At 61.9% G+C, this 11525-nt stretch carries 8 protein-coding genes; 3 read left to right on the top strand and 5 right to left on the bottom strand.

All coding sequences use genetic code 11. From position 1 onward, the window contains the following. Window positions 1–155: 155 nt before the first annotated feature. The 4 genes from J4E53_RS27580 to metH form a co-directional block, all read right to left on the bottom strand. On the bottom strand, window positions 156–650 hold the full coding sequence (locus tag J4E53_RS27580; protein WP_103309485.1) for a DUF934 domain-containing protein: 495 nt from the start codon (window positions 648–650) through the stop codon (window positions 156–158). Further along, window positions 634–2292, bottom strand: a complete 1659-nt coding sequence (locus tag J4E53_RS27575; RefSeq protein ID WP_060738120.1) for a nitrite/sulfite reductase — start codon at window positions 2290–2292, stop codon at window positions 634–636. The genes J4E53_RS27580 and J4E53_RS27575 overlap by 17 nt, the downstream gene beginning before the upstream one ends. 545 nt (window positions 2293–2837) lie before the next feature. Then, entirely contained in the window at window positions 2838–3056 is a 219-nt protein-coding gene (locus J4E53_RS27570; RefSeq protein ID WP_024781254.1) for a DUF2970 domain-containing protein, read from the bottom strand. Window positions 3057–3182: 126 nt separating this feature from the next. Next, window positions 3183–6893, bottom strand: coding sequence for a methionine synthase (metH, locus tag J4E53_RS27565; protein ID WP_103309483.1), 3711 nt, complete (start codon window positions 6891–6893; stop codon window positions 3183–3185). A 156-nt stretch (window positions 6894–7049) separates the two neighbouring features. Between metH and J4E53_RS27560 the strand changes: the two genes are divergently transcribed. After that, window positions 7050–9341: a fatty acid cis/trans isomerase gene (locus J4E53_RS27560; protein ID WP_060738118.1), complete on the top strand. Its 2292-nt coding sequence runs from the start codon at window positions 7050–7052 to the stop codon at window positions 9339–9341. A gap of 115 nt (window positions 9342–9456) precedes the next feature. Beyond that, complete coding sequence (nfuA, locus tag J4E53_RS27555; protein WP_003182850.1) at window positions 9457–10041, top strand: Fe-S biogenesis protein NfuA; 585 nt, start codon at window positions 9457–9459, stop codon at window positions 10039–10041. A gap of 167 nt (window positions 10042–10208) precedes the next feature. On the opposite strand, the gene J4E53_RS27550 is transcribed toward nfuA, so the two are convergent. Beyond that, window positions 10209–10733 (bottom strand): DUF962 domain-containing protein, encoded by a 525-nt coding sequence (locus J4E53_RS27550; RefSeq protein WP_103309793.1) that lies wholly within the window; start codon window positions 10731–10733, stop codon window positions 10209–10211. 87 nt (window positions 10734–10820) lie between these two features. On the opposite strand from J4E53_RS27550, the gene J4E53_RS27545 reads away from it, so the two are divergent. After that, on the top strand, window positions 10821–11507 hold the full coding sequence (locus J4E53_RS27545; protein WP_060739757.1) for a Crp/Fnr family transcriptional regulator: 687 nt from the start codon (window positions 10821–10823) through the stop codon (window positions 11505–11507). Window positions 11508–11525 lie beyond the last annotated feature (18 nt).

The following is an 11525-nucleotide window of genomic DNA, read 5'->3' as shown; positions in this document are numbered from 1 at the left end:
ATCGCGAGCAAGCTCGCTCCCACAGGGGTTCTGAGGCGGGCTGAAGCTTCGGGTTCACCGCTATCCCTTTGTGGGAGTGAGGTGGATCAAGGCACCGAAAACAAAAAAAGCCCTGAACCGGCACACCCGGATCAGGGCTTTTTCATGGGGCTGTTTCAGCGACGACGGAACAGTGGCAGCGGTTCGTCAGTGGCAGCCTGGTAGGTCACCGAGAAGTCCTTGAGGCTTTCGAGGGCCTCAAAGGGGTCTTTGTCGGCGCGCAAGGCAAAGGCGTCGAAACCGCAGCGGCGCATGTAGAACAGCTGGTCGCGCAGCACGTCGCCAATCGCCCGCAATTCACCCTTGAAACCATAACGGTCACGCAGCAGGCGGGCGTTGGAGTAGCTGCGCCCGTCGGTGAAGGCCGGGAAGTTCAGGGCGATGACTTGCAACTGGTTGGCGTCATCACCGATTTCTTCCGCTTCCTCGTCGGCGTCCAGCCACACACCCAGGCCGCCGTCGCGGGCCTTGAGGGCATGGGCATGATCGCGCCACAGGGCCAGTGGCACGATCAGGTCGTCGCAGTTGGAGATGCCATCGAGGGTCGCGTCCTTGGGCAACAGGTGCCAGGTTTCGTCGATGACCTCGTTGTTCTTAATGATTCGCTGCATAGACGCGTTCCTTGAAGAGGTCGATGCCAATACGTTGGTAAGTGTCGATGAAGCGCTCGTCCGCGGTACGTTGTTCGATGTACACGTCGATCAGCTTCTCGATCACGTCAGGCATGTCATCCTGGGCAAACGACGGGCCGAGGATCTTGCCCAGGCTGGCGTCGCGGCTGCCGCTGCCGCCCAGGGAGACCTGGTAGAACTCTTCGCCTTTCTTGTCCACGCCCAGGATGCCGATGTGGCCGACGTGGTGGTGACCACAGGCGTTCATGCAGCCGGAAATGTTCAGGTCCAGCTCGCCGATGTCGAACAGGTAGTCCAGGTCATCGAAACGGCGCTGGATCGATTCGGCGATAGGGATCGACTTGGCGTTGGCCAGGGAGCAGAAGTCGCCGCCCGGGCAGCAGATCATGTCGGTCAGCAGGCCGATGTTCGGGGTGGCGAAACCTTGTTCGCGCAGCTCGCCCCACAGGGTGAACAACTGGCTCTGTTCAACATCCGCCAGGATGATGTTCTGCTCGTGGGAGGTGCGCAGCTGGCCGAAGCTGTAGCGCTCGGCCAGGTCGGCCACGGCGTCCAGTTGCTTGTCGGTGATGTCGCCCGGTGCCACACCGGTGGGTTTCAGGGACAGGGTCACCGCGACATAACCCGGCTTCTTGTGGGCCAGGGTGTTGCGGGTACGCCAGCGGGCGAAGCCCGGGTGTTCCTTGTCCAGGGCTGCCAGCTCGGCGTCCTGATTGCTCAGGGCCTTGTAGTCTGGATCGACGAAATGCTTGGCGACGCGATGCACTTCGGCTTCGGTCAGGGTGGTCTGGCCGCCACGCAGGTGAGCCATCTCGGCTTCGACCTTCTCGGCGAACACTTCAGGCGTCAGGGCCTTGACCAGGATCTTGATCCGCGCCTTGTACTTGTTGTCACGACGGCCGTAGCGGTTGTACACCCGCAGGATGGCGTCGAGGTAGCTCAGCAGGTCCTGCCACGGCAGGAACTCGTTGATGAACGCGCCAACCACCGGGGTACGCCCCAGGCCGCCGCCCACGAGCACACGGAAGCCCAGTTCGCCGGCTGCGTTGTAGACCGTCTCCAGGCCGATGTCGTGGACTTCGATAGCCGCACGGTCCGAACTCGAGCCGTTGATGGCGATCTTGAACTTGCGCGGCAGGTAGGCGAACTCCGGGTGGAACGTCGTCCACTGGCGAACGATTTCGCACCATGGCCGCGGGTCGATCAACTCGTCGGCCGCGACACCGGCGAACTGGTCGGTGGTGACGTTGCGCAGGCAGTTGCCGCTGGTCTGGATCGCGTGCATCTGCACGGTGGCCAGCTCGGCCAGGATCTCGGGCACATCTTCCAGGGCCGGCCAGTTGTACTGGACGTTCTGCCGCGTACTGATGTGGGCATAGCCCTTGTCATAGTCACGGGCAATTTGCGCCAGCTTGCGCACCTGACGCGAAGTCAGCTGGCCATAAGGCACAGCCACGCGCAGCATCGGGGCGAAGCGCTGGATATACAGGCCATTCTGCAAGCGCAGAGGGCGGAATTCTTCTTCGCTCAGCTCGCCTGCCAGATAGCGTCGGGTCTGATCACGGAACTGCTTGACGCGGTCCTCGATGATTCGCTGATCGTACTCGTCATATACGTACATATAAGTCTCGGTCTCAGGCTTGGGCCGATCAGAAACAGCTGCATGTTGGCTCGCTGGAATCGGGTTCTGCCTCGGCAATTCTGCGCGCACGGCCGCGCACTCCTAGAGGAGCCGGTGCAAGATACCTGTTTTGAGTTATGCGCAAAAGTGATGTTTGAGTATATGTAAAGAACCAAATCGACTAATGAGATTCATTATTGCCTAACCCACATTTGTCGTACGGGCAATCATCGTCTTAACTGTGGTCGAGTCCCTATGCAATCACCTACAAAACCGACAAGAGGCGATGCAATGAGCAATCCGACCAAAGCAAGGAAAAGCGACAGTACTGTTGATGCCTGGGCCATTTTGTTCCTGATTATCCTGGTGGTGGGCACCGCAGTGTTCTGGGTCAGTCACCAATAAACGGTTATCCCTGGCGATGAAAAACCTGTGGGAGCGAGCTTGCTCGCGATAGCGGTGGTTCAGTCGGATTGATGTCGACTGGCGCACCGTCATCGCGAGCGAGCTCGCTCCCACAGGGTCATGTGTTGTGTTGGAGAACGTTACAACCCCGCCAGATGCACCACCAGCTTGACGATGCCGAACAGCGTCAAGGCGAAGATCACCGTGAACGCGATCCCCAATATCACGAAGTGACTCGGCTTGCCGTGGGTGAAATCCCGGGCGCGGTTCTTGCCACTCTGCACGCCGAAGGCGGCGGCCAGCACGCTGTGCATCATCTGCAACAGGGTCGGCGGCTTGTTGTCGACTGGATCGTCCATAAATCCCTCGTCTGCCATGTGTGTGGGACAAGCATAGACAAAAAAAGATCGCAGGCTTCGCCAGCGCCTACGGGAACACACAAAACCCTGTAGGAACTGGCGAAGCCTGCGATCTTTTGAGGGCGCTTAGTTGTCGTAGCCCAGGTTCGGCGCCAGCCAACGCTCAGTCACGCTCAAATCCTGGCCCTTGCGCGCGGTGTAGCTCTGGACCTGGTCCTTGTCGATCTTGCCCACGGCGAAGTATTGCGCCTGGGGATGGGCGAAATACCAGCCGCTGACCGCTGCCGCCGGGAACATGGCGTAGTGTTCGGTGAGGAACACGCCACTGCGGCCGGCTTTCAGTTCGTTGGCCTCGGGATCGAGCAGGCGGAACAAGGTAGCCTTCTCGGTGTGATCCGGGCAGGCCGGGTAGCCGGGGGCAGGGCGGATGCCGGTGTACTGCTCCTTGATCAGCGCCTCGTTGTCCAGGCTCTCGTCCCGGGCATAACCCCAATGCTCCTTGCGCACCTGCTGGTGCAGCCATTCGGCGCAGGCTTCGGCCAGGCGGTCGGCCAGGGCCTTGACCATGATCGAGTTGTAGTCGTCACCGGCCTCCTGGTAGGCCTTGGCGACTTCTTCGGCGCCGATGCCGGCGGTGGTGATGAAGCCGCCCACGTAGTCGGTCACGCCGCTGTCCTTGGGCGCGACGAAGTCGGCCAGGGAAAAGTTCGGCTTGCCGTCGGTCTTGATGATCTGCTGGCGCAAGTGATGCAGGCGCGCCAGTGGCTTGCCATCGTCGCCGTAGACTTCCAGGTCGTCGTCATGCACCTGGTTGGCCGGCCAGAAGCCGAACACGGCGCGGGCGCTGATGAGTTTCTCGTCGATCAGCTTGCGCAGCATCGCCCGGGCATCGGCGTACAGCGCGGTGGCGGCTTCGCCGACCACTTCGTCGGTGAGGATGCGCGGGTATTTGCCGGCCAGGTCCCAGGAGATGAAGAACGGTGTCCAGTCGATGTATTCGGCCAGGACGTTCAAGTCGATGTTGTCCAGCACCTTGGCGCCGGTGAAGGTCGGCTTGACCGGCTGGTAGCTGCTCCAGTCGAACTGTGGCTTCTTGGCCACGGCCGCGGGGTAGCTCAGGCGCTCGGTGCGGGCGCTGCGGTTGGCCGTGCGCTCGCGTACCTCGATGTAGTCCTGGCGTGTTTTCTCGACGAACGCCGGCTTGAGTTCCTTGGACAGCAACTGGGTCGCCACGCCCACGGCGCGGGAGGCGTCGGTGACGTAGATCACCGCGTCGTTGCTGTACTTGGGCTCGATCTTCACCGCCGTGTGGGCCTTGGAGGTGGTGGCGCCACCGATCATCAGCGGCAGATGGAAGTCCTGGCGCTGCATCTCCCGCGCCACATGCACCATCTCATCCAGGGACGGGGTGATCAGGCCGGACAGGCCGATGATGTCGCATTTCTGCTCCTTGGCCACCTGCAGGATCTTCTCCGCTGGCACCATCACGCCCAGGTCGACGATGTCATAGCCGTTGCAACCGAGCACCACGCCGACGATATTCTTGCCGATGTCATGGACGTCACCCTTGACCGTGGCCATCAGGATCTTGCCCTTGGCTTCCGGCTTGTCGCCTTTTTCCGCCTCGATGAACGGAATCAGGTGGGCCACGGCCTGCTTCATCACACGGGCGGACTTGACCACTTGGGGCAGGAACATTTTGCCGGCACCAAACAGGTCGCCGACGATGTTCATGCCAGCCATCAGCGGGCCTTCAATGACCTCGATCGGCCGGGTGAACGACAGTCGCGACTCTTCGGTGTCTTCGACGATGTGGGTGGTGATGCCCTTGACCAGCGCATGCTCCAGGCGCTTGTTCACTTCCCAGCCGCGCCATTCTTCGGTTTCCGCTTCCTTGACGCTGCCGTCGCCCTTGTACTTGTCGGCGATGGCGAGCAGGGCGTCGGTGCCTTCGGGGGTGCGGTTGAGGATCACGTCTTCCACGGCGTCACGCAGTTCCGCCGGGATCTGGTCGTAGATCTCCAGTTGGCCGGCGTTGACGATGCCCATGGTCAGGCCCGCGCGGATCGCATACAGCAGGAACACCGAGTGGATCGCCTCGCGCACCGGGTTGTTGCCACGGAACGAGAACGACACGTTGGACACGCCGCCCGAGGTCAGCGCGTACGGCAGTTCGTCGCGGATGTAGGCGCAGGCGTTGATGAAGTCCACGGCATAGTTGTTGTGTTCTTCGATACCGGTGGCGACGGCGAAGATGTTCGGGTCGAAGATGATGTCTTCCGGCGGGAAGCCGACTTCGTTGACCAGGATGTCGTAGGAACGCTTGCAGATTTCCTTCTTGCGCGCCTCGGTGTCGGCCTGGCCGGCTTCGTCGAACGCCATCACCACCACGGCGGCACCGTAGCGCTTGCACAGCTTGGCGTGGTGGATGAACTGCTCGACGCCTTCCTTCATGCTGATGGAGTTGACGATGCCCTTGCCCTGGATGCACTTGAGGCCGGCTTCGATCACTTCCCACTTGGAGGAGTCGATCATGATCGGTACGCGGGAAATGTCCGGTTCGCCGGCAATCAGATTGAGGAAGGTCACCATGGCCTTCTTCGAATCGAGCATGCCCTCGTCCATGTTGATGTCGATCACCTGGGCGCCGGCCTCGACCTGCTGCAGGGCCACTTCCAACGCTTCGGTGTAGTTGTCCTCGCGGATCAACCGGGCGAACTTGGCGGAGCCGGTGATGTTGGTCCGCTCGCCGACGTTGACGAACAAGGAGCTGCGATCGATGGTGAACGGTTCCAGGCCCGACAGGCGGCAAGCCCGCGGGATCTCTGGAATCGGTCGCGGCGCGTAGCCGGCCACGGCCTTGGCGATGGCTTCGATGTGCGCCGGGGTGGTGCCGCAGCAACCGCCGACAATGTTCAGGAAGCCGCTCTGGGCGAACTCTTCGATGACCTTGGCCGTCTCGGCCGGCAGTTCGTCGTATTCGCCGAACTCGTTGGGCAGGCCGGCGTTGGGGTGGGCCGATACGTGGGTGCTGGCCTTGTTCGACAGCTCTTCCAGGTACGGGCGCAGTTCGCTGGCGCCGAGGGCGCAGTTCAGGCCCACGGAGATCGGCTTGGCGTGGGCCACCGAGTTCCAGAAGGCTTCGGTGGTCTGGCCGGAGAGGGTGCGGCCGGAGGCGTCAGTGATGGTGCCGGAGATCATGATCGGCAGTTCGACGCCCAGTTCTTCGTAGACCCCTTGCACGGCAAAGATCGCCGCCTTGGCGTTCAGCGTGTCGAAGATGGTCTCGATCAGGATCAGGTCCGCGCCGCCTTCAATCAGGCCCTTGGTGGCTTCGGTGTAGTTCTCCACCAGTTCGTCGAAGGTGACGTTGCGGTAGCCGGGGTTGTTCACGTCCGGCGACAGCGAGCAGGTGCGGCTGGTCGGGCCGAGCACGCCGGCGACGAAGCGCGGCTTGTCCGGGGTTTCCAGGGTCTTGGCGTCAGCCACCTGGCGGGCCAGGCGTGCGCCTTCCAGGTTCAGCTCGTAGGCCAGGCCCTGCATGCCGTAGTCGGCCTGGGACACCTGGGTGGCGTTGAAGGTATTGGTTTCCAGGATATCGGCGCCGGCATCCAGGTAGGCTTTTTCAATGGCACCGATCACGTCGGGACGGCTGAGCACCAGCAAATCGTTGTTGCCCTTGACGTCGCTCGGCCAGTCGGCAAAACGCTTGCCGCGGTAGTCCTGTTCTTCCAGCTTGTAGCTCTGGATCATCGTGCCCATGCCGCCGTCGAGGATCAGGATGCGTTCCTTGAGGGCTTGCTGGAGAAGATAAAGGCGAGCGCTGCGATCGGACATAGGACTACCTGGAAAAAAAGACCATTACGAAGGCCGGGATGATAGCAAACCTGCGCAGGATTTGATCATGAGGGGCTTTTGCATGAATATCGCTCATGTTTGCAAGGCGATGTTGGCCCGGTAGAATCGCCGGACTATCTCTTAGGGACCCGAGACATGCCGTACCGCGTCTTATTCGGCAGTCTGCTGCTGTCGTTGTCTTTTAGCGCAGCCGCCGGGGATCCCGTTCCGGCGATCTCCTACACCCGCGACATCCAGCCGATCTTCACGGAAAAATGCGTGGCCTGTCATGCCTGCTACGACTCCGCCTGCCAATTGAACCTGGGCAGCGGCGAAGGGGCGGCACGGGGGGCGAGCAAGCTGTCGGTGTATGACGGCGAGCGACGCCAGGCGGCCGAACCGACCCGTCTGTTCTACGATGCCTCCGGCCAGCGGGCCTGGCAGCGCAAAGGTTTCTATTCGGTGCTCGATGCCCAGGGCAGCCAGGCGGCGTTGATGGCGCGGATGCTGGAACTGGGGCACCGTACGCCATTGCAGCCCAACGCCAAATTGCCGGAAGACATCGTGCTTGGGCTCAACCGTGACAACACCTGCCCGATGCCGGGGCAGTTCGACGAATACGCCGCTGCGCATCCCCGCGAAGGCATGCCGCTGGCGGTCACCGGCCTGACCGACCAGCAATACCAGACCCTGCAGCGCTGGCTGGCCGCCGGCGCCCCGATCGACCAGCAGGCCTTGGCCCCGAGCGCCGCCGAAGCCTTGCAAGTGGTGCAGTGGGAAAACCTGCTCAACGCCCCCGGCGCCCGGGAAAGCCTGGTGGGGCGCTGGTTGTTCGAACACTGGTTCCTGGCGCATATCTATTTCAAGGACGGCGAGCCGGGGCATTTCTTCCAATGGGTGCGTTCGCGTACGCCCACCGGCCAGCCCATTGACCTGATCAACACCCGCCGTCCGAACGACGATCCTGGCACCCGCGTCTATTATCGGCTCTGGCCGGTGCAAGGGGTGATCGTGCACAAGACCCACATCACCTACGGCTTGAGCGCGGCGAAGATGGCGCGGATCAAGAGCCTGTTCTACAGCGGCAAGTGGCAGGTCACCGCGTTGCCGGGCTACGGTCCGGAGCGCCGGGCCAACCCGTTTTCCACCTTCGAAGCGATTCCGGCCCAGGCCCGTTACCAATTCATGCTCGATAACGCCGAGTATTTCGTGCGGACGTTCATCCGCGGGCCGGTGTGCCGGGGCCAGATCGCCACGGACGTGATCCGCGACAATTTCTGGGCGCTGTTCCAGGCCCCTGAACACGATCTGTACATCACCGACCCGAACTACCGCGGCCAGGCCACACCGCTGTTGGCGATGCCGGGGCAGAACGACGATGTGGGCAGCGTCCTCAGCCTGTGGCTCGATTACCGTGACAAGCGCAACGAGTACGAAGCCTTGCGCCGCGACAACTATGCCGAGCTGCCGGCACCGAGCTGGTCGACGCTATGGGCCGGCAACGACAACGCGTTGCTGAGCATTTTCCGGCATTTCGACAGCGCTTCGGTCACCAAGGGGCTGATCGGGGAGGTGCCGCAGACGATGTGGCTGTTCGACTTCCCGTTGCTGGAGCGTACCTATTATCAGTTGGCGGTGAATTTCGACGTGTTCGGCAACGTCTCCCACCAGGCCCAGACCCGGTTGTATTTCGATTTGATCCGCAACGGTGCGGAGCAGAACTTCCTGCGCCTGATGCCGGCCGACTCCCGGGAAGGCTACCTCGACGACTGGTACCAGGCCGGTGGCAAATTCAAGATGTGGCTCGATTATGAGGCCATCGACGATGACAAGCCGACCGCCCTCAAGCTTGACGAACGCGACCCCAAGGCTGATTTCGCCCAGCAACTGCTGGTCCGTTATGGCGATCTGAACGCGCATCCCGATCCGATCAACCGCTGCGACGGTGCCTACTGCTCGCGCCCGAACATCGACCCGGCGCTGCAAAACGCCGAGCAGGCCCTCAGTCGGCTGGTGTCGCGCCCAGCGGCGGGGCTCAAGGTGATCGACCAACTGCCGGAAGCGACCCTGTTGCGCATCGAAACCGCCAGCGGCCAACGTGAGGTCTACAGCCTGCTGCGCAACCGGGCCCACAGCAACGTGGCGTTCCTGCTGGGCGAGGAAACGCGCTATCAGCCGGGGCTGGACACGCTGACGGTCTACCCGGGCGTGCTCAGCAGCTATCCGAACTTCATGTTCAACATTCCGGCCGGGCAAGTGCCGGCATTCGTCGAGGCCATGGAACGTGCCCAGGATGAGCCGGCGTTCGAGCGGATTGTCGAGCGCTGGGGGATTCGCCGCAGTCACCCGCAGTTCTGGTATTACTTCCATGACCTGAGCCAGTACATCCAGGAAACGGAGCCCGTGGAAAGCGGTGTGCTGGACATGAATCGCTACCAGAACCTCTGATCGGCCTGTCCGGCGGCAAACCCCGTGCCGTCGGACGCTTTCCTGACAAAAATACTAGGACTTTGTCCGGCGCGATGATTGGCGTAAACTGCCGTCAAGCCTGCGAGGAGTTTCCATGACCGCCATTACCATTACCGATGCCGCCCACGATTACCTGGCCGACCTGCTGTCCAAGCAGAACACCCCGGGTATCGGGATCCGCATCTTCATCACCCAGCCCGGCACCCAGTACGCAGAGACGTGCATTGCCTACTGCAAGCCGGGAGAAGAAAAACCCGAAGACACCGCGTTGGGGCTCAAGAGCTTCACCGCGTACATCGACTCGTTCAGCGAAGCCTTCCTGGACGATGCGGTAGTCGACTACGCCACCGACCGCATGGGCGGCCAGCTGACCATCAAGGCACCGAACGCCAAGGTGCCGATGGTCAACGCCGACAGCCCGGTCAACGAGCGCATCAATTACTACCTGCAAACCGAGATCAACCCGGGGCTGGCCAGCCACGGCGGCCAGGTTTCGCTGATCGACGTGGTGGAAGACGGCATCGCCGTGCTCCAGTTCGGCGGCGGCTGCCAGGGCTGCGGCCAGGCTGACGTGACCTTGAAGGAAGGCATCGAGCGCACCTTGCTCGAGCGTATTCCAGAGCTCAAGGGCGTGCGCGACGTGACCGACCATACGCAGAAAGAAAACGCCTACTACTGATTGTGGCGATACCATCTTGCGATCAGTTTGTAACCTGTAGGAGCGAGCTTGTGGGAGCAAGGCTTGCCCGCGATGCAAACACCTCGGTGTAGCTGATAGACCGAGGCGATGCCTTCGCGGGCAAGCCTTGCTCCCACAGACTCGCTCCCACAGAGGGGCATGGTTTTTCACGCCGCCGAACGCTGGTTGCGCAACGCCACCGGCCCGGCGCGCTCTTCGATGGCCCGCTTCAGTTCGCCGCGAAGCCCCAGCAGGAAACCCGCTTCCACCACCACGAACAACGGCCCGACAATCAGCCCGGTGAGGTCGTCGACGAACGCCGGTTTGCGGCCTTCGTAATAGTGGCCGACGAACTGGATCACCCAGCCCACCACGAACATCCCCAGGCCACTGCTCAACCACACCGCCGTGCTTTGTGCGGCCAGTGTCTGACCCAGCCATACCGCCAGGCCCAGCAGCACCGTCATCAGCACACCCAGGCGCACTTCCAGGCGCAGGTAGAACCAGGCACTGGCCACGGCCACCAGCAATGCCGGAGACATCAGGATCACGCCCAGCGGCCAACCAGGTCGTGACAGCAGCACGGCGACGGCGACGAAAATCAGCGGAATCCCGATGAAATGGCTGGCGATATTGCGCGGATCACGGTGGTACGCCGCATATTGACTGAGATGATCGACGAGGCTTTTCATTGTTGTTCCTCCTGAGGTGATGCCTGCATGATGCCCGGGTTCCACATGATGTTCTGTCAGCTAGCCGACACTTGTCCTGGAGTCTCCATGAACGCGCATCCCTGGCACTCGCACCTAATGGCCGGTCACTGGTACAGCCATTTGCCTGTTGAGTTACAGAATAGTCTGCTGGGCATGGCGCGGGTGCGCTGCCTGCCAGCGGGGCACCGGTTGTTCCAGCGCGGCGATCCACCCTGTGGGCTGTATGCCGTACTGGAAGGGGCGGTGCGCGTCGGTGCGGTGAACGAACAGGGTAAGGAGGCGTTGCTGAGCGTGGTGGAGGCACCTCACTGGTTCGGTGAAATCTGCCTGTTCGATGGCCAGCCACGAACCCATGATGCGGTTGTGGTGGGTCAATGTACGCTGCTGCACGTGCCCCAGGCGCCGTTGCTGGCCTTCCTGCAAGCGCAACCGGTCTACTGGCGGCATCTGGCATTGTTGATGAGTCACAAACTGCGCCTGACCTTCATCAACCTCGAACACCTGAGCCTGATGCCCGCCCCGGCCCGCGTGGCCCACCGCCTGCTGATGATCGCCGAAGGCTACGGCGAAATCGAACCGGCGCGCCGAGTTCTGCAACTGCCCCAGGAGCAACTGGCATTGATGCTCTCGTTGTCCCGCCAGACCACCAACCAGATCCTCAAGGACCTGCAAGCCCAGGGCATTCTCCACTTGGGCTATGGCGAGATCGAAATCCTCGACATCGAGCGATTGCGGGCGTTGACCACAATCTGAACCTGCCCTGGACCCTGT

Source organism: Pseudomonas sp. FW305-28, assembly GCF_017351395.1.
Taxonomy (GTDB): domain Bacteria; phylum Pseudomonadota; class Gammaproteobacteria; order Pseudomonadales; family Pseudomonadaceae; genus Aquipseudomonas; species Aquipseudomonas fluorescens_AA.
Note: the sequence above shows the minus strand (reverse complement) of the source record. Positions and strands in the feature narration are given on the sequence as shown.

Excerpts from the sequence above, each read along its gene's own strand:
- J4E53_RS27580 (WP_103309485.1), bottom strand. The coding sequence starts at position 650 with ATGCAGCGAATCATTAAGAACAACGAGGTCATCGACGAAACCTGGCAC.
- J4E53_RS27575 (WP_060738120.1), bottom strand. The coding sequence starts at position 2,292 with ATGTACGTATATGACGAGTACGATCAGCGAATCATCGAGGACCGCGTC.
- J4E53_RS27570 (WP_024781254.1), bottom strand. The coding sequence starts at position 3,056 with ATGGACGATCCAGTCGACAACAAGCCGCCGACCCTGTTGCAGATGATG.
- metH (WP_103309483.1), bottom strand. The coding sequence starts at position 6,893 with ATGTCCGATCGCAGCGCTCGCCTTTATCTTCTCCAGCAAGCCCTCAAG.
- J4E53_RS27560 (WP_060738118.1), top strand. The coding sequence starts at position 7,050 with ATGCCGTACCGCGTCTTATTCGGCAGTCTGCTGCTGTCGTTGTCTTTT.
- nfuA (WP_003182850.1), top strand. The coding sequence starts at position 9,457 with ATGACCGCCATTACCATTACCGATGCCGCCCACGATTACCTGGCCGAC.
- J4E53_RS27550 (WP_103309793.1), bottom strand. The coding sequence starts at position 10,733 with ATGAAAAGCCTCGTCGATCATCTCAGTCAATATGCGGCGTACCACCGT.
- J4E53_RS27545 (WP_060739757.1), top strand. The coding sequence starts at position 10,821 with ATGAACGCGCATCCCTGGCACTCGCACCTAATGGCCGGTCACTGGTAC.